General features: G+C 64.3%; 18 protein-coding genes (1 of these 18 only partly in view). 7 read left to right on the plus strand and 11 right to left on the minus strand.

Annotated features, from left to right (window positions below):
• Window positions 1-4: 4 nt before the first annotated feature.
• The 9 genes from B9Y97_RS08505 to B9Y97_RS08545 form a co-directional block, all read right to left on the minus strand.
• Window positions 5-1,258, minus strand: a complete 1,254-nt coding sequence (locus B9Y97_RS08505) for a DNA polymerase IV (protein WP_085526336.1) — start codon at window positions 1,256-1,258, stop codon at window positions 5-7.
• A 39-nt stretch (window positions 1,259-1,297) separates the two neighbouring features.
• Complete coding sequence (locus B9Y97_RS08510) at window positions 1,298-1,621, minus strand: 2Fe-2S iron-sulfur cluster-binding protein (RefSeq protein WP_085526337.1); 324 nt, start codon at window positions 1,619-1,621, stop codon at window positions 1,298-1,300.
• Window positions 1,618-2,856 (minus strand): NAD(P)/FAD-dependent oxidoreductase, encoded by a 1,239-nt coding sequence (locus B9Y97_RS08515; protein WP_085526338.1) that lies wholly within the window; start codon window positions 2,854-2,856, stop codon window positions 1,618-1,620. The genes B9Y97_RS08510 and B9Y97_RS08515 overlap by 4 nt, the downstream gene beginning before the upstream one ends.
• Before the next feature lie 45 nt (window positions 2,857-2,901).
• On the minus strand, window positions 2,902-3,354 hold the full coding sequence (cynS, locus tag B9Y97_RS08520; RefSeq protein ID WP_085526339.1) for a cyanase: 453 nt from the start codon (window positions 3,352-3,354) through the stop codon (window positions 2,902-2,904).
• A 94-nt stretch (window positions 3,355-3,448) separates the two neighbouring features.
• On the minus strand, window positions 3,449-4,561 hold the full coding sequence (locus B9Y97_RS08525) for an acyl-CoA dehydrogenase family protein (RefSeq protein ID WP_085526340.1): 1,113 nt from the start codon (window positions 4,559-4,561) through the stop codon (window positions 3,449-3,451).
• A gap of 70 nt (window positions 4,562-4,631) precedes the next feature.
• Complete coding sequence (locus B9Y97_RS08530; RefSeq protein ID WP_085526341.1) at window positions 4,632-5,168, minus strand: OsmC family protein; 537 nt, start codon at window positions 5,166-5,168, stop codon at window positions 4,632-4,634.
• 36 nt (window positions 5,169-5,204) lie between these two features.
• The gene (locus B9Y97_RS08535) at window positions 5,205-6,029 is read right to left on the minus strand and encodes an ABC transporter permease (protein WP_254900880.1); all 825 of its coding nucleotides are present in this window, start codon (window positions 6,027-6,029) and stop codon (window positions 5,205-5,207) included.
• Window positions 6,026-7,270: an ABC transporter substrate-binding protein gene (locus B9Y97_RS08540; protein ID WP_139828262.1), complete on the minus strand. Its 1,245-nt coding sequence runs from the start codon at window positions 7,268-7,270 to the stop codon at window positions 6,026-6,028. Before B9Y97_RS08540 ends, B9Y97_RS08535 begins: the two co-directional genes overlap by 4 nt.
• A 25-nt stretch (window positions 7,271-7,295) precedes the next feature.
• Window positions 7,296-8,135, minus strand: a complete 840-nt coding sequence (locus tag B9Y97_RS08545) for an ABC transporter ATP-binding protein (RefSeq protein ID WP_254900881.1) — start codon at window positions 8,133-8,135, stop codon at window positions 7,296-7,298.
• 343 nt (window positions 8,136-8,478) lie between these two features.
• Here B9Y97_RS08545 and B9Y97_RS08550 point away from each other — a divergent pair, with 343 nt between their 5' ends.
• Window positions 8,479-9,120: a TetR/AcrR family transcriptional regulator gene (locus tag B9Y97_RS08550; protein ID WP_139828263.1), complete on the plus strand. Its 642-nt coding sequence runs from the start codon at window positions 8,479-8,481 to the stop codon at window positions 9,118-9,120.
• Between the two features lie 60 nt (window positions 9,121-9,180).
• Here the strand turns inward: B9Y97_RS08550 and B9Y97_RS08555 are convergent, their stop codons facing one another.
• Window positions 9,181-9,657, minus strand: a complete 477-nt coding sequence (locus B9Y97_RS08555) for a rhodanese-like domain-containing protein (RefSeq protein ID WP_085526343.1) — start codon at window positions 9,655-9,657, stop codon at window positions 9,181-9,183.
• 189 nt (window positions 9,658-9,846) lie between these two features.
• Here B9Y97_RS08555 and B9Y97_RS08560 point away from each other — a divergent pair, with 189 nt between their 5' ends.
• Complete coding sequence (locus B9Y97_RS08560) at window positions 9,847-10,743, plus strand: SPFH domain-containing protein (protein WP_085526344.1); 897 nt, start codon at window positions 9,847-9,849, stop codon at window positions 10,741-10,743.
• On the plus strand, window positions 10,740-11,009 hold the full coding sequence (locus tag B9Y97_RS08565) for an NfeD family protein (RefSeq protein WP_085526345.1): 270 nt from the start codon (window positions 10,740-10,742) through the stop codon (window positions 11,007-11,009). Before B9Y97_RS08560 ends, B9Y97_RS08565 begins: the two co-directional genes overlap by 4 nt.
• Window positions 11,010-11,114: 105 nt before the next feature.
• Here the strand turns inward: B9Y97_RS08565 and pyrF are convergent, their stop codons facing one another.
• On the minus strand, window positions 11,115-11,804 hold the full coding sequence (pyrF, locus tag B9Y97_RS08570; protein WP_085526346.1) for an orotidine-5'-phosphate decarboxylase: 690 nt from the start codon (window positions 11,802-11,804) through the stop codon (window positions 11,115-11,117).
• Between the two features lie 217 nt (window positions 11,805-12,021).
• Between pyrF and clpB the strand changes: the two genes are divergently transcribed.
• The 4 genes from clpB to msrQ form a co-directional block, all read left to right on the plus strand.
• Window positions 12,022-14,637 carry an ATP-dependent chaperone ClpB gene (gene clpB / locus B9Y97_RS08575; protein ID WP_085526347.1) on the plus strand — a complete coding sequence of 872 codons (2,616 nt, stop codon included), beginning with the start codon at window positions 12,022-12,024 and terminating at the stop codon, window positions 14,635-14,637.
• A 135-nt stretch (window positions 14,638-14,772) separates the two neighbouring features.
• Complete coding sequence (locus B9Y97_RS08580; RefSeq protein ID WP_085526348.1) at window positions 14,773-16,266, plus strand: FMN-binding glutamate synthase family protein; 1,494 nt, start codon at window positions 14,773-14,775, stop codon at window positions 16,264-16,266.
• Between the two features lie 65 nt (window positions 16,267-16,331).
• Window positions 16,332-17,234 carry a protein-methionine-sulfoxide reductase catalytic subunit MsrP gene (msrP, locus tag B9Y97_RS08585; protein ID WP_085526349.1) on the plus strand — a complete coding sequence of 301 codons (903 nt, stop codon included), beginning with the start codon at window positions 16,332-16,334 and terminating at the stop codon, window positions 17,232-17,234.
• A protein-coding gene (msrQ, locus tag B9Y97_RS08590) for a protein-methionine-sulfoxide reductase heme-binding subunit MsrQ (protein WP_085526350.1) crosses the window boundary here: on the plus strand, window positions 17,234-17,791 show its 5' portion. 66 nt of this gene lie beyond the right edge of the window; 558 of the gene's 624 nt are visible here — the first part of the coding sequence; it begins with the start codon at window positions 17,234-17,236; its stop codon lies off the right edge, out of view. Before msrP ends, msrQ begins: the two co-directional genes overlap by 1 nt.

The following is a 17,791-nucleotide window of genomic DNA, read 5'->3' on the forward strand; positions in this document are numbered from 1 at the left end:
GACCTCAGCGGATCGCGCGGCCCTTGAGGATTGCGCCCTCGCCGAATCGGGCGCGGATCGCATCGGTCGCGCGTTCGGCGGCCCGGCGCTTTTCGGCCTGCGGGTCGAGCAGATCTCCGAGCCGGTCCGCGCCTTCGGCGGAAGTCAGATCGGAAATGCCGACGCCGATCAGCCGGAACGGAGCTTCGGCGAGGGCGGTGTCGAGCAGCGGGCGGGCGCTGCGATAGATCCGGTCGGCCGACTGGGTGGAGTCGGGCAGCGACAGGCGCCGGGTGAGGCCGCGAAAATCGGCGCGCTTGAGCTTGAGGGTCACCACCCGGCCCGCGATGCCCTTGGCCTTGGCGCGGTCGGCCACCTTTTCGGCAAGCCGCCAGAGGTGGCCGTCGAGCAGGTCGGGATCGCCGGTGTCCTCGAAGAAGGTCGTTTCGTTCGAGATGGATTTCACCGCTTGATGCGCCGAGATGCGACGATTGTCCTGTCCGCGTGCAAGGTGCCAGAGCCGGTCGCCCATTGCACCGAATCGGGCGTGGAGGTCTGGTTTGTCCCAGCGCAGGAGGTCGGCGAAGGTGCGGATACCGGCCCGCTCAAGGCTTGCCCGGGTGGCCCCGCCGACGCCCCAGATCAGGCTCACCGGCTTGTCACGCAGGAACGCCGCCGTCTCGGCCATCCCGATCACCGAAAAACCGCGCGGCTTGTCGAGATCGGAGGCGACCTTGGCGAGAAACTTGTTGTGGCTGAGGCCGATAGAACCGGAGAGGCCCAGCTCGTCTTCCATCCGTTTCACCAACCGCGCCAGCATCACCGCGGGCGGCGCACCGTGCAGCCGGGCGGTGCCGGTCATGTCGAGAAAGGCCTCGTCGAGCGAGAGCGGTTCGATGGCGGGGGTCAGTTCCTCCATCAGCGCGCGGATCTGGCGCGAGACGGCGGCGTAATGCGCGCCGCGCGGGCGGATCACCACGGCGTCGGGGCAGAGTTTCAGCGCCTGGAACATCGGCATAGCCGAGCGCACCCCGCGAATGCGGGCGATGTAACAGGCGGTCGAAACGACCCCACGCTTGCCGCCGCCGATGATCACCGGCTTGTCGGCAAGGGTGGGCTCGTCGCGCTTCTCGACCGAGGCATAGAAGGCGTCGCAATCCATGTGGGCGATGGAAAGTTCGAACAATTCGGGGTGCGACAGCACGCGCGGCGACCGGCAGGCGGGGCAGCGCGCGCCGGTGTCGAAGGTGGTCAGGCAGTCGCGGCAAAGAGCGGGCATGACCCATCATAGCAGGGCCGCGCGAAGGCGGACAGAGTATCACCCCTGGTTCGCGGGAACTTCAACGATCAGGCCCGCCAGTGCGTCGGTCAGGGTGATCTGGCAAGCAAGGCGGGAGCGCGCGGCATCGGGTTGCCAGACGAAATCGAGCAGGTCGGCCTCCATCTCGTCGGCATCATCGAGCTTGGGCAACCAGTTCGGATCGACATAGACATGACAGGTCGAACAGGCGCAGGCCCCGCCGCATTCAGCGAGGATCCCGGGAACATTCGCCGTGCGGGCGGCCTCCATCACCGTGGTTCCGGCCCGCGCCAGGGTTTCCACGCGGTTGCCGTCGTGGGTCACGAAAGTCAGGGCAATCATGGCTGCTCCGTCAATAGGGCATCTGCCGTTGGCAGGGACTTGAGTGGCACCGCCGGGTTTGCGACGGCGGAAGGCATTGGAGACTGCCCGGCCTCGATCATGCGTTTGGCGGTCATGTAGGCGCGGGGGTCGTTCATCGCGTCGACGGCCAGAAGGCGCGGTCCCGCGAAATACCAGTGCGAAACGCTGCCGGGCTTGTCGCCCGGCCGCACGATCACCGCGTCATGGCCAGAGTTCAGCCCGGCGATTTGCAGTTTCACGTCGTATTGGTCCGACCAGAACCATGGCCGCGCGACATAAGCCGCCCCGACGCCCATGATCGTCGCGGCAACAGCTTCGGCCTGCTCGATGGCGTTGGGCACGGATTCCAGCCGGATGCGTCCGCCGTTCCACGGGAAAGAGGCGCAATCGCCCGCCGCGAATATGCCCGGCTCGGAGGTCCGGCCAAACGCGTCGACCCGGATTCCGTTCTCTATGGCAAGCCCGGCGGCCTCGGCGAGCGCGGTTTCCGGCCGCACACCGATGCCGACCACGACGAGATCGACCGGAAGTTCGGTGCCGTCGCTCAGGATCGCGGATCGAACCGTGCCATCGCCCACCAGCGCGCGAAGCCCGACGCCCTCGCGAATCTCGACACCATGGCTTTCGTGCAGCGCCTTGAACCAGGCCGCGGTCTCGGCACAGGCGACGCGGGCGAGGATGCGCGGCGCCATCTCGACCAGCGTGACCTCAAGCCCCCGGCTCGCGGCGACGGCCGCCGCCTCAAGCCCGATATACCCTCCTCCGACGATCAGGACACGCGCCCCGGCGCGAAACGCTGGCACCAGTGCGTCGGCATCGGACAGGCTGCGCATCGTGAAGACACCGCCGAGCGTGCCGCCGACCGCTTCCGGCAACCGGATCGGCTCCGCCCCCGTGCAGAGGGCGATCGCCGAACAGGCGATCGAGGCACCATCCTCGAACGCCACGGCAAGGGTGTTGGCATCCAGCGCCTTCACCCGCGTATCGGTGACCAGTTCGATCCCGGCATCCTCATAGAAACTCTCGGGCCGCAGGTAGAGCCTCTCGCGCTCGACCTCGCCCAGAAGGTATTTCTTCGAGAGCGGCGGGCGTTGGTAGGGCGGCACCGGCTCGGCACCGACGAGCCTGATCGGGGCTTCGCTGCCAAGCGCGCGCAGTTTCGCGGCGAGCGCGGACCCGGCCTGGCCCGCGCCGACGATGACGATGGGTTTCATGGAAAACCTTTCCGGGGGGAGCGGGTCGCCCCGCCCCGGCCCGTTTCAGTACATCTTGTAGCCAAGGAACTTGCCGTCGAGCACGATCTTGACGCGATCCCCTGCCGGGTTCGCCTCGCGCGAGATGTCCATGGTGAAGTCGATCGCCGACATGATGCCATCGCCGAACTCTTCTTCGATCAGCGCCTTCATTGTCGTTCCGTAGACATTCACCATCTCGTAGAGTCGGTAGATCAGTGGATCGGTCGGCACCGCGCTGGGCAGCGAGCCGCGGTAGGGCACGGTCATGAGGAGCGCGATCTCTTCCTCGGAAAAATTCAGGCCGAGCGCGTTTCCGGCCTTTTCGGCCTGCTCCTTCGACAGCGAGATCTGTCCCATCAAGGCGGCGGTCACCCATTCCTTCGACTGGCCGACCGAAGCGGCGACATCGGCCCACTTGATGCCGTTGTAGGTTTTGTGCGCAACGATCTTCTCGGTGAGTTCTGCACGGGTGGTCATCTGTTGTCTCCGTTCTGTGAGAAATTGCGTCGGGTCCGGGAGTGAACCCCGGACCGGGGGGTCGTGGGCAGCAGACAAGTGCCCACGGCAAGGTTCAGGCGGCCTCGAATTCTGCGATCAATTTGCGCAGGTGCTTCGTGGCCGGGGTTACGATGCCGATGAAATAGGCCTCGCGCAGGCGGCGTTGAGCTGCGCCATGGGTCACGTATCCCCGGGCACCGGTGTGCAATTGTGCCCAGTGAGCGGCCTTCATCGCCAGTTCGCCGCCATCGAGGCGCGCTTTCAGGACCCGGAGGTAGAAGGCATCCGAGGTGTCGTAAGGCGTCTTGGCCATGTTGAGAACATCGCTGACCACGGCGTTGTATTCGGCCTCCAGATCGCCGGCCTGTACCTCGAGATACCGGTTCACGTGGCCAAGCGGTGCCTCGACCTGCTTGATCAGGTCGATGCAGTTCTTGATGATGCCAGCGGCCATCCCGCATTGCAGCAGGGTAAAGCCGGAGCGAATCCGGGTGATGAAATCGTCGGCCGGATCACCGAGGATGTACGCGTCCGGCAGAAAGACGTCGCGCATCTGCACGTTGCAGGTGGCGGTGCCGCCCATCGCGACGAAGTCGTGGTCGAGCTTGAGTTTCACGCCGTCCCATGCGGCATGGAAGATCGCCATCACCCGCTTGGGCGTGTCGGAGCCCTCGACATCGACATGGAACATCGAGCCGAAATAGCCGTCTTCGACGAGGTTGGAGACCCAGGGCAACATGCCCTTGACCTTGTAACCGCCCTCGACGCGCTCACCCTTCAGGCGCATCGGCTCGATCTCGCCCATCGCCTTCATCGGGTTCGACATGCCGGTGCCGCCGAAGGACTGGCCCTTGGCCACTTTCGGCAACACCTCCGACTTGAGGAAATCATTGTCGGAAGATGCGATATACCAGGCCAGCGTATCCTGGCACCAGACGCAGAAACCCGTCGAGAGGCAGGCTTCCGATGCGGTCGCCATGGTCAGGATCGCATTGCTCAGATCGGTCGGGGCGTCGATGCCGCCGATATGGGTGCCGTAGACACCGGCCTTGCCATAGGCGCGGATGATCGCTTCTGGGTAGCTGCGCTCGTCGTCGATCTTGCGAACGATCGGGAAAAGCTCTTCGGCGGTGATGCGGGCGACCTCGTCGGCGTTGAGGGCGGTGGGTGTTGCAGCGATGTTCATCTTGGGCTCCGTGGAAACAAATTGGGGGAGGAGGCCCGCCCGCGTCGCGCATCGCGGGCGGAAACCGGGGTCAGACGCTTTCGGCGATCATGTTCACCGGACGCGAGAAGGTGTTGAACACCGGCGACCATTGCGTGACGTGCTCGATCAGCGCGTCGATCTCCGATTGCGGGCAATCCGCTTCCATATCGACCTTGATGCGCACATCGGTGAACCCGACGGGCTTTTCCGACACGTCGCCGGTGCCCCAGACGGCAGTGATGTTGAGATCGCCCTCAAGTGAGAGTTCAAGCTTCTGGATGGTGATGCCGCGTGCCACGGCATTGGCGTGCAGACCCACGGCGACGCAGGAGCCAAGGGCGGCCAGAGAGGCTTCCGACGGGTTCGGCGCGGTGTCGTCGCCCAGCAGCGCGGGCGGCTCATCGACGATGTAGGGCGCGAGATCGCGGATGTAGTTGGCGTGACGGAAGCGGCCTTCGGCAACGGTCTTGCACGTCAGGGTCTTGATCGCCTGCGGGTTTTCCTTGCCCTTCGCAATCAGGCCGTCAAGGCCGGTCTTGTCGATCGGGGCGAGGCAGCTGGTAACGGCAGTTGCAGGTTCAGCCATGGGAGTCTCCTTTGTTGTCCATGTCTTGGTCAGGGGTCAGTCCGCGCTGCGGACCCAGTTGAAGTGCTTGATGGCAAGCATGAAGAGGTAGTCGAGGGTGAAGCCGATGATCCCGATCACCACCACCACGGCGGCGAGGCGGGAATAGTCCAGCGTGTCGCGCGCATCGTTGATCGAGTAGCCGAGGCCGGAGGTGACACCGAGATATTCGGCCGGCACCAGAACCACCCAGGCCACGCCGAGCGCGAGCCTCAGGCCAGTCAGGATATCGACCGCGATCGCCGGAAGGATCACCGTGAACAGCATATGCACGACGTTGGCACCGAGATTGCGCGCCACCTTGAGCCAGGCCGGGTCGATCCGGCGCACACCCGCCGCGGTGGAAAACAGCACCGGCCAGACCGCGGCGGCGGCGATCAGGAAGACGATGGCCCCGTCCCAGGTCGCGAAGACCATGACGGCAATGGGCATCCACGACAGCGGCGAGATCATCCGCAGGAACTGGAACGGCACGTTGGTGATCTCGCGCAAGATCGCGACCCGGCCGATCAGGATCCCCATCGGAACGCCGAACGCGACCGCGATCAGCATGCCGGCACCCACCCGGTAGAGCGATGGCCAGGCCATCCCGACCACCTCGCCGGAGCCGACCATGTCGCGGAGCGCCGACAGGGTGGGGCCGGGGGCAAAATCGGCAAAGGCATACATGTTCGGGTTGTTGGCCACCGCCACGCCGCCCAGCCACCACAGGCCGACCAGCACGGCGATGCCGATGACTGCGTTGGCGACGCCCCGGAACCATGCCAGTTTGGGCAAGGCCAGGGCGGCGCGGCCACGATATGTATCGGCGCCGAGGCTCACAGCTTCAGAACCTCTTCGCGGTTGAACGGATCGCCGGCATTGACGGACGGGTCGTTCTTCCAGTTCGGATACTTGTCGAGCGCGGCCTTGACGAACTCGTAGTTCACCAGGTCGTCGGCGACGAAATCCGGGTCGAGACCGGCAAGGAACGTCGTGTCCCCCGAAACCACCGTCTGGTTCATTTCCTCGACGATCAGTTTCGTGGCCGACGGGTAGGGCCAGGGCTGGAAGTCGATACGACCGTTCTGCCACTCGGCGGCGTTCTGGTTCGCCCCGAGGGTGGTGTAGTCCTCGTCGTCATAATAGGTCATCGCGCGGGTCACGACCTCGGCGGGTGCCGGCAGGTAGCCCCAGCCATCCTTCGAGAGCAGCCCGGCGACCTCGGCCTTGTTTTCGCTCGAATAGATCGCACCGCGCACGACCGCGTTCATCACCTTCTGGGTCCAGGCCGCCTTTTTTTCGGTGACCTCCTCGTGCATGCAGACGACGCAGCAGGGGTGGTTCTTCCAGATGTCGCCGGTGAAGCGCAGCATCCGGGCACCGGCCTTGAGTTCGCCCAGCGCGTTGAAAGGTTCGGCAACGATGTAGGCGTCGATCTTCCTTGCGGCCAGCGCCGGGGGCATGTCGGGGGGTGGCAGAACCTGGAGGTTGCACTCGTCCGGTGCCAGCGGTTCGCCCTGCGCCTTGATTACCGGCTTCACGCCCGACTGACGCAGCGCATATTGCAGCACGATGTTGTGCATCGAGTACCAGAACGGCACCGCGACCTGCTTGCCGCCAAGCTGGCTGAAATCGGTGATCCCGGTGTGTTGGCCAACGACGAGACCAGAGCCGTTGGTATGCGCCCATGACATGACCTTGACCGGGAAGTTGTTGTTGTAACGCATCCAGACCGGGATCGGCTTGAGGAAGTGCACGAGATTGAACTTGTTGGCCGCGAAGCCCTCGATCAGCGGCGACCAGCCACGGATCAGCGTCGGCGCGGCGGCCTCGAGCCCTTCGTCTTCGAAATAGCCCATCCCGTGGGCAACGAGCAGCGCCGTGGCATCGGTGATCGGCAGATAGCCGATCCGCACCACTTCGTCGTCCTGCGCGTAGGACATTGACGGCATGCCGCCGAGCATCGCGGTGAGCGATGCGAACAAACCGCCCTTGGCCATCATGTCGAGCGTCTGGCGGCGGGTGAAATCTCCGGCGAAATACTCGTCGTCGTCCCAGGAATTGTCCGTCTCTTTGGTCATGCGATGGTCCTTTCTGTTCGGGGCGTCAGGAGAGGGGAGCGGCGGCATCGCCATGGGCGACATCGGTGTAGATCTGCATCAGCCGGGCCTGTTCGGACTGGAACCGTTCGGCGCTGGCGTTGCGCTCGTCGTTTTCGAGCGAAATCGTGGTATCGTCGGCGATGCGCCCGGGGTTGGCGTCGAGCACCAGCACCCGGTCGGCCATGATCACCGCTTCGGAAACGTCGTGGGTGACGATCACCAGCGTCAGGCCAAGATCCTTGGCGATCCGGCGCACATCCTGCTGGAGCGATCGCCGGGTGAAGGCATCAAGCGCAGAGAACGGCTCGTCGAGCAGCAGCATTTCCGGGCTTGGTGCCAGCGACCGCGCCAGCGCCACGCGCTGTTGCTGGCCGCCCGACAATTCCTGCGCGTTCCGGTCGGCGAATGGGCCAAGGTCAACCAGGTCGAGGATCTCGGGGATACGCTTGGCGATCTCGCCGGTCCGGCGGTTGAATTTCAGTCCGAGGGCCGCGTTCTTCGCCACGCTCATCCAGGGAAACAGCGACGGTGCCTGAAACATCATGACCCATTTTGGCGAGGGCCCGCGAACGACGTTGCCATTGATGATCACTTCCCCCTCGGTCGGGTGTGTCAAACCGGCCAGCATGTGAAGTAGCGAAGACTTGCCACAACCGGACCGGCCAAGTAGCGCGACAACAGCGCCGGGCTGGATCTCGAAATCGAGTGCATCGAGCACCCGGCCGTCGGCCTTGCGATAGGTGTGACTGAGGTTGCGAACCGCGATATGCGCCCCGCCGGGGACAGGTCTGAGAACCGGTTTCGTGGTCGTCTCGATCCTGGTTTCGTCCTTCAATCGCGTCACCATCATCTCTTTTCAGCTTTCTGTCGGCCATGAATGAACAAACCGTTCTGTCTTATCGAGACGGGTAATCTGGCGCAGGTCAACGACAGGGGCAGGAATTGGCCCCGCATTCGGATCGCGTTCACTTATTAAGCAAAAATCTAGGTAGACTGCCCGCATCGGAGCGAGAAATCCCCGATCAACGCTTGGTTCAGTGGCAAGTGCCAGAGAATCGGTTGCCGGAAAGACCGGACAAATCTGTCTTGTTTTTTCCGGCCTGAGGTGAAAAGCTCCCGGAACCGGATTGCCGCCTGCAACGCAGGCCCGCGCGGACGCGCAAGACCGTCAAGGGGAGGACATTGCTTTGGGCTATGACGTGCAGGAGTATTGCCCGATGGAAACGGCAGGCTGGAGTTTCGCGGCAATCCCGCCAAAGACCGCGCGCGACAAGATCATGTCCGCCGCGTCCTACCTGTTCTGCAACCATGGCTTCTCGGCGACCGGCATCGACGCGATTCTCGACCGCGCGGGCACGGCGAAGGCGACGCTCTACCACCACTTCAGATCGAAGGAAGAGTTGATCGCCGCGGTCCTTGAGGCCGAGGGCGAAACCTGGCGGGCGTGGTTCTTCGGCCAACTTGCGGCGCGTGGCGGGCCCGAGCGAACCCGGATGCTGGCGGTCTTCGATGTTCTGGAAGACTGGTTTTCAGACCCGGGCTTCTACGGTTGTCCCTTCATCAACGCGGTTGCCGAGTTCGACACCGGCAATGACGCCGTGCGCCAAGCCGCCGAACGACACAAGGACCACCTGCTGACCTGGCTGAAGGGGCAGGCGGTTGCGCTTGGCGTTCCCGATGTGGCCGAGACTGCGCGCAGCTTCGCCGTTCTGATCGACGGAGCGATCGTGGCGGCGCAACACACCCGCGATCCGAGCTTTGCGAGAACCGCGCGGAGGATGGCCGAGATCCACCTCGATGATGTGCTCAAGCACCGATTGCGTGCCTGAGCCGCGCCCGGCGCAGAACCGGACAGGCTTTGCTTGCGCGCGTCTTGCCGAAACGATCGGTCAGCGCCTTGCCGGGTCGCGCTGCTCGGGCCTTGGCTGGATCTCGATGAGCGGCACGGCGTCGTCGCCATCGACTTCGGTGCCAGATGCATCGACAAGATCGAGATCGGCGTCGTTCCAACCCTTGATGCCCAGCTTGACCGAACGAACATCGGTGAAACCCATTTGCAGGAGGGTTTCGGCCGCAAAAGCCGACCGGTTTCCGGAGCGGCAGATGATCACCACCGGTTTGTCGCGGGCGGTCACGAGCGCAGGTTCGGTCTCGGCATAATCCCACTCGGCGGCGCTTTCGAGGATGCCGCGGGGCACGTTGAGGGAACCGGCAACATGGGCGCGCGCGAACTCGTCGCGCTCGCGGATGTCGAGCAGCAGGGCGTCGGGGTGGGCGGCGAGGAAGTCGGGCACATCCCAGGGCATGATCTCCTCGATCCGTTCGGCGGCTTCCTGGGCAAGTTGACTGTAGGTTTTCCGGGTCATGGCATGGTCCTCTCGGGTTTGGCAGCAGATAGGCAGCCCCCGGCGGGGCCTCAAGGCCGCAAACCCCAAGGGTGCCGGATTGCCGCGCCACGCCCTCATTGACCGGACGGTGCCTGTTGGCGCTTGAAGCGTGACAGGGCCCGGCCCATAGTGGCCGGCAAATTGTCTGTAAAACATTTGGAGCAGGTCATGTCGGGCGAAGACGTACTGGGACAGGTTGGTGGGTCCAACCTCGTGTTGCTGCTGCTTGCGGCATTCATCATCATCGCGATCTTCCTTGGGGTGCGGATCGTGCCGCAGAGCGAGAAATACGTGGTCGAGCGGTTCGGGCGGCTGCAATCCGTGCTCGGGCCGGGGATCAACTTCATCATCCCCTTTCTCGATCGGGTCGCGCACCGGATTTCGATCCTCGAACGCCAGTTGCCCAACGCCACGCAGGACGCCATCACCAAGGACAACGTGCTGGTGCAGATCGACACCAGCGTATTCTACCGCATCCTCGAGCCGGAGAAGACCGTCTACCGGATCCGCGACGTGGACGCCGCCATCGCCACGACCGTGGCCGGGATCGTGCGTGCCGAGATCGGCAAGATGGACCTTGACGAGGTGCAATCGAACCGGTCGCAGCTGATCGCGCATATCAAGTCGAGCGTGGAAGACGCGGTGAACGACTGGGGCATCGAGGTGACCCGGGCCGAGATCCTCGACGTGAACCTCGACCAGGCCACCCGCGACGCGATGCTGCAACAGCTCAACGCCGAACGCGCCCGGCGCGCGCAGGTGACCGAGGCCGAGGGCACGAAACGGGCCGTCGAACTCAATGCCGACGCCGAGCTCTACGCCGCCGAACAGGCGGCCAAGGCGCGGCGTATCCAGGCCGACGCCGAGGCCTATGCGACCGAAGTGGTGGCGCGGGCGATTGCCGACAACGGGCTGGAGGCCGCGCAATACCAGGTGGCGCTCAAGCAGGTCGAAGCCTTGACCCGGCTGGGCAACGGTGCCGGAAGCCAGACCGTGGTTCTGCCCGCCAACGCGCTTGACGCCTTCGCCGATGCCTTCTCGATGCTCAAAGGCAAGCCGAAATGATCTGGGAAATCTGGTGGGTCTGGGTGGCTGCGGGGATCGGGCTTGCGATCCTCGAACTCTTTGCCCCGGGGTTCATCTTCGTGGGGTTCGCCATCGGTGCGGTCGTGGTCGGCATCCTGGTGGCGTTCGGGGTGGTGCTCACTCTGCCCTGGGCGCTGTTCACCTTCGCCGCGATCTCGGTAATCACATGGGTTGTTCTGCGTCAGACCTTCGGGGTGCGCAAAGGTCAGCGCAAGGTGTTCCGCCGCGACATCAACGAGGACTGATCTGTTGCCATGCGGTGCGCCTGCGGCGCGCAGGTTGGTTTGATTGGGGGTTTCACCCCCAAACCCCCAAGGTATTTCAGGACCCAAGAAGTCCGGTGTGCCGTTTCAGGGCAACTCGGCGAGCACCGCCCGGGCGGCGGCGCGCGGATCTTCGGCGCGGATGATCGGACGGCCGACCACGATATGATCGGCACCGGCTCGGATCGCGTCACCCGGGGTCATCACGCGTTTCTGGTCGCCCAGATCGGTGCCCGCCGGACGCACGCCGGGCGTGACGATGAGGCGGCCCTCGGCTTCGGGCAGGGCGCGGATCAGGGCCGCTTCCTGCGGGCTCGCGATCACGCCGTCGGCACCCGCTTCGAAAGCGCGGCGCGCGCGTTCCACCACGAGGTCCTGCACCGCACCGGGAAGGATCAGGGCGGCGTCGAGATCGACGCGATCGAGCGAGGTGAGGATCGTGACGGCGAGGATCTTCAGCTCGGAGCCGCCCTTGCCCTCGGCGGCGGCGCGCACGACATGGGGGTCGCCATGGACAGTCAGGAAATCAAGTCCGTACTGCGCCAGCCCGCGGACCGCGGCCTCGACGGTGTTGCCGATGTCGAAGAGCTTCATATCGAGGAAAATGCGCTTGTCCATTTCGTCGATCAACTCGCGCGCAAGCGCGAGTCCGCCGCCGGTGAGCATGCCAAGGCCGATCTTGTAGAACTGGCAGGCGTCGCCCAGCGTTTGCGCCATTTGCAGCCCTTCGAGGGCGTTGGGCACGTCGAGGGCGACGATCAGGCGGTCATCTGTCATGGGGTGATCCTCGTTTGGTCTGGCCATTGATAGGCGCAGCATGCGGGCGCGGCAAGGTGGGCATTGCTGACCCCGGATTGCACCGGAGCCTTGAGGATTCTTGCCGCGGCGGATCTTGCGAAACTGTTTTTCTGCGCCCATTTGAATGCGGAGGCCCAGGGATGATGTGCCGCCGGGCGGGCATCGCGGGATTGGGCGCTTTGAAAAGGAGAGAGAGATGAACTTGGAGAAGTTCACCGAGCGGTCGCGCGGTTTTGTGCAGGCTGCCCAGACGATCGCAATGCGTGAGAACCATCAGAGCCTCGCGCCCGAGCATTTGCTCAAAGCCCTCATGGATGACGAAGAAGGCATGGCGGCGAACCTCATTCGCAGGGCCGGCGGTGAGCCGCACCGTGTGCGCGAGGCGGTCGATGCCGCGCTTGGCCGGATTCCGAAGGTGACCGGCGATGCCGGGCAGATCTATCTTGCCAGCGAAACCGGGCGTGTGCTGGACGAGGCCGAGAAGCTCGCCAAGAAGGCGGGCGACAGTTTCGTGCCCGTCGAACGGCTTCTGACCGCGCTTGCGCTGGTCAAGTCGAAGGCGAAGGAGGCGCTCGAAGCGGGCGCTGTCAGCGCGCAGAACCTCAACACCGCGATCAACGACGTGCGCAAGGGCCGCACGGCGGATTCGGCCAGTGCCGAGGACAGCTACGAGGCCCTCAAGAAATACGCGCGCGATCTCACCCAGGCCGCAGAGGAAGGCAAGATCGACCCGATCATCGGCCGCGACGAGGAAATCCGGCGCACCATGCAGGTGCTTTCGCGGCGCACCAAGAACAACCCTGTTCTGATCGGCGAGCCGGGCACCGGCAAGACCGCGATCGCGGAAGGGCTCGCGCTGCGCATCATCAACGGCGACGTGCCCGAGAGCCTCAAGAACAAGAAGCTGCTGGCGCTCGACATGGGCGCGCTCATCGCCGGCGCGAAATATCGTGGCGAGTTCGAGGAGCGGCTGAAGGCGGTGTTGAACGAGATCACCGCCGCTGCGGGCGAAATCGTGCTCTTCATCGACGAGATGCACACGCTGGTGGGGGCGGGCAAGGCCGATGGCGCGATGGACGCGGCCAACCTGATCAAGCCGGCGCTGGCGCGTGGCGAACTGCACTGCGTGGGCGCCACCACGCTCGATGAATACCGCAAGTATGTCGAGAAGGATGCGGCCCTGGCGCGGCGGTTCCAGCCGGTGCTGGTGGAAGAGCCGACGGAGGAAGACACCATCTCGATCCTGCGCGGCATCAAGGAGAAATACGAGTTGCACCACGGTGTGCGGATCTCCGACTCGGCGCTGGTGGCGGCGGCGACGCTGTCGCACCGCTATATCACCGACCGTTTCCTGCCCGACAAGGCGATCGACCTTGTCGACGAGGCCGCGAGCCGCCTGCGGATGGAGGTGGATTCGAAGCCCGAGGAGCTTGACCAGCTCGACCGGCAGATCCTGCAGATGCAGATCGAGGCCGAGGCATTGAAGAAGGAAGACGACAAGGCGTCGAAAGACCGGCTGGCAAAGCTTGAGGAAGAGCTTGCCGGGCTGCAGGAGAAATCCGACGCGATGACGACGAAGTGGCAGGCCGAGCGCGACAAGCTCGAAGGTGCGCGCGACCTCAAGGAGAAGCTCGACCGCGCGCGCGCCGATCTGGATGCCGCCAAGCGCGAGGGCAATCTCGCGCGCGCCGGGGAACTTTCCTACGGGATCATCCCCGAACTGGAGCGCAAGCTTGGCGAGGCTGAAAGCCGCGACGACGACGTGATGGTCGAAGAGGCGGTGCGGCCCGAGCAGATCGCGGCGGTGGTCGAGCGCTGGACCGGGATTCCGACCTCGAAGATGCTGGAAGGCGAGCGCGACAAGCTGCTCCGGATGGAAGACGGGTTGCACAAGCGGGTCATCGGTCAGAATAACGCGGTGAGGGCTGTTGCAAATGCCGTGCGCCGGGCGCGCGCGGGGCTCAACGACGAGAACCGGCCGCTGGGCTCGTTCCTCTTTCTCGGCCCCACCGGCGTTGGCAAGACCGAGTTGACCAAGGCGGTCGCCGAGTTCCTGTTCGACGACGACAGCGCGATGGTGCGTATCGACATGTCGGAATTCATGGAGAAGCACTCGGTCGCCCGGCTGATCGGCGCGCCTCCGGGCTATGTCGGTTACGACGAGGGCGGCGTGCTCACCGAGGCGGTGCGGCGCAGGCCCTACCAGGTGGTGCTGTTCGACGAGGTGGAAAAGGCGCACCCGGACGTGTTCAACGTGCTCCTTCAGGTGCTCGACGACGGGGTTCTGACCGATGGTCACGGCCGCAGGGTCGATTTCAAGCAGACGCTGATCGTGCTGACCTCGAACCTCGGCAGCCAGGCGTTGAGCCAGTTGCCCGAGGATGCCGATGGGTCGCTCGCCAAACGCGACGTGATGGATGCCGTGCGGGCACATTTCCGCCCCGAGTTCCTCAACCGGCTCGACGAGACGATCATCTTCGATCGGCTGACGCGGGCGAACATGGACGGGATCGTGGATATCCAGCTCGGGCTGCTTGCCCGGCGGCTGGCGAAACGGAACGTCACGCTTGCACTCGATGCGGATGCCAAGACCTGGCTCGCCGATCAGGGCTACGACCCGGTGTATGGTGCCCGCCCGCTCAAACGGGTGATCCAGCGCGCCTTGCAGGACCCGCTCGCCGAGCGGCTGCTTTCGGGCGACATTGTCGACGGCGACGTGGTGCCGGTGAGCGCCGGGGCAGACGGTTTGATCATCGGCAACAAGACCGGTGCCTCGAACCGGCCCAAACCGGACGATGCCGTGCTGCACTGAACGGGCCGACGCAAACAAGGCAGGGCGGGGCAAACCCCCGCCCTTCCTTTTCGTGGACCAATCCTCTCTCGTTGCCCGCTTTCTCTTTCGGCGTGGGCCGATTTGCCTATGATCTGTCGCAAACCGGGGGGGACCATGGGAACGACTGTCTGGATTTTTGAGCTGTTTGCGCTCCTGTTCGTTTTGTTGATCGGTTTCGGGCTGGCGGCGACGCTGCTGATGTATGTCATCGACCGCACCCAGACCGCCGATGCGGTGCGGCGCAATTATCCGGTGATCGGGCGTTTTCGGCGCTTGTTCACCGAACTGGGCGAGTTTTTCCGGCAGTATTTTTTCGCGATGGACCGCGAGGAGATGCCGTTCAACCGGGCGCAGCGCGACTGGATCTACCGGGCTGCCGAGGGCACGGACAACACCGTGGCCTTCGGCTCGACCCGCAACATCTCGCTCCCCGGCACGCCGATCTTCATGAACGCGGCCTTTCCCCCGCTGGGCGATCAATACGCCCGAACCGAGCCGATGCTGATCGGGCCGACCGCGCGCGAACCCTATGCCGCACCCTCGTTCTTCAACATATCGGGCATGAGCTATGGTGCGCTGTCGCGACCGGCGGTGCGGGCGCTGTCGATGGGGGCGAAGAAGGCCAATATCTGGCTCAACACCGGCGAGGGTGGGCTTGCGCCGTTTCATCTCGAGGGCGGGGCCGACATCGTCTACCAGATCGGCACGGCAAAATACGGCGTGCGCGGGCCGGACGGCAGGCTTTCAGACGAAAAACTGCGCGAGGTGGCGGCCTATCCGCAGGTGAAGATGTTCGAGTTGAAGCTTGCGCAGGGGGCCAAGCCGGGCAAGGGGGGCATCCTGCCGGGCGCCAAGGTGGACGCGGAGATCGCGGCGATCCGTGGTATCCCGGTAGGGTTGCCGAGTGAAAGTCCGAACCGGCACGAGGAGATCGACGATTGGGGCGATCTGCTCGACATGATCGGCCATATTCGCGAGGTGACCGGCAAGCCGGTGGGGATCAAGACGGTGGTGGGCCGCGTCGATCCCTTCGCGGAGTTCTTCGACCTGATCCTGCATCGTGGCCCCGACAGCGCACCCGATTTCATCACCATCGACGGTGGCGAAGGCGGCACCGGCGCGGCACCGATGCCGCTGATCGACCTTGTCGGAATGCCGATCCGCGAGGCCTTGCCACGCATCACCGATCTGCGCGACCAGCGCGGGCTGCACAAACGCATCCGGCTGGTGGCGAGCGGCAAGCTGGTAAATCCCGGCGACGTGGCATGGGCAATCTGCGCGGGGGCGGATTTCGTTGTCACCGCACGCGGCTTCATGTTCTCGCTCGGCTGTATCCAGGCATTGAAGTGTAACCGCAACACCTGCCCCACCGGGGTGACCACGCATGACCCGAGGCTGCAAAAGGGCCTCGTGCCCCGGATCAAGGCCGACAAGGTGGCGCATTTCGCCGCCAGCGTGATCGGTGAGGTGGAGACCATCGCGCATTCCGTCGGTGTGGCCGAACCGCGCCTGATGCGCCGGCGGCATGTGCGGATCGTGCAGAACGATGGCCGGTCGATTCCGATGAACGAAATCTACCCGAGTTACAGCACACAAGCGGTAATTTGATCGAACGTGTTTTGGCGCACGTAGTAAGGTCAGCTAGGAGGGACACAAACGGAGAAAGGTGCAAGATGGCCTACAAGCGCAAACTGACCTGGTCCGACGTGACCCCAAAGGCCGACTGGTTGAACCGCCGGCAGATCATGGCCGGCGCATCCGGGCTCGGGCTGGGGGCAATCGCCGGTCCGATCGCGGCCGCCGTCCCGATCGAGCGCGATCAGACGGCATACGAAGATATCACCAGCTACAACAATTTCTACGAGTTCGGCACCGGCAAGGAAGACCCTGCCAGATATTCCGGTGCAATGACGACCGACCCGTGGAGTGTGCAGATCGACGGGTTGGTGGAACGGCCGGGCAACTACGATCTGGCCGACGTGCTCAAGGGGATGGACATCGAGGAGCGGATCTATCGCTTCCGCTGTGTCGAGGCGTGGTCGATGGTGATCCCGTGGAACGGCTTCGAGTTGCGTGCGCTGCTTGAGAAGGTGGGTGTGCAACCTTCGGCGAAATACGTCGGCTTCGAAACACTCTACCGCCCGGAAGAAATGCGCGGCACCCGCTCGCCGGTGCTCGACTGGCCCTATGTCGAGGGGCTTCGTCTCGACGAGGCGATGCACCCGCTCACCATGATCGCCACCGGGATTTATGGCGAGAGCCTGCTCAATCAGAACGGCGCGCCGCTCCGGCTCGTGGTGCCGTGGAAGTATGGCTTCAAGTCGATCAAGTCGATCGTGCGGATCACGTTGACCGATAGCGAGCCGCCGACGAGCTGGAACAAGGCCAACGCCCGAGAATATGGCTTCTATAGTAATGTGAACCCGGAGGTGGATCACCCGCGCTGGAGCCAGGCGACCGAGCGGGTGATCGGCGGCGGGTTTTTTGCGCCGCGGATTGATACGCTGATGTTCAACGGCTACGCCGAAGAAGTCGCGGACCTGTATGCCGGCATGGATCTCACGCGGTTCTTCTGATGCCGGTGATCGAAGCGGTGAACGCGGGCCTGCGGCGGGTTCCGACATGGCCGGTCTATGTCGTCGGGGCGCTGCCGCCGGTCTGGTATTTCTACCTCGGCCTCACCGGCGGGCTCGGGGCCGAGCCGATCTCGGAGATGGAGCACAGGCTGGGGCTGCTTGGCCTCCAGTTCCTTCTCCTCGGTCTGGCGATAACGCCGCTGCGCCGTTTCGCCGGGATCAACCTCATCCGGTTTCGCCGCGCGATCGGGCTTCTGGCCTTCTACTATATATCCACCCACCTCCTGACATGGCTGCTGCTCGACATCCGCGACCCGGCCCGGATCTGGGCCGACATCGTGAAGCGGCCCTACATCACCATAGGGATGGCGGGATTCCTCCTGCTCGTGCCGTTGGCAGCAACCTCGAGCAATGCCGCGGTGCGCAGGCTCGGCAAACGATGGCGGCAATTGCACTGGCTGGTCTACCCGGCGGTTCTGCTCGGGGCGGTGCATTTCGTGATGCTGCGCAAGGGCTGGCAGATTGAACCGCTGGTCTATCTGGCCATTGCGGTGATT

The organism is Maritimibacter sp. HL-12 (genome assembly GCF_900177545.1).
Classification (GTDB): domain Bacteria; phylum Pseudomonadota; class Alphaproteobacteria; order Rhodobacterales; family Rhodobacteraceae; genus Sinisalibacter.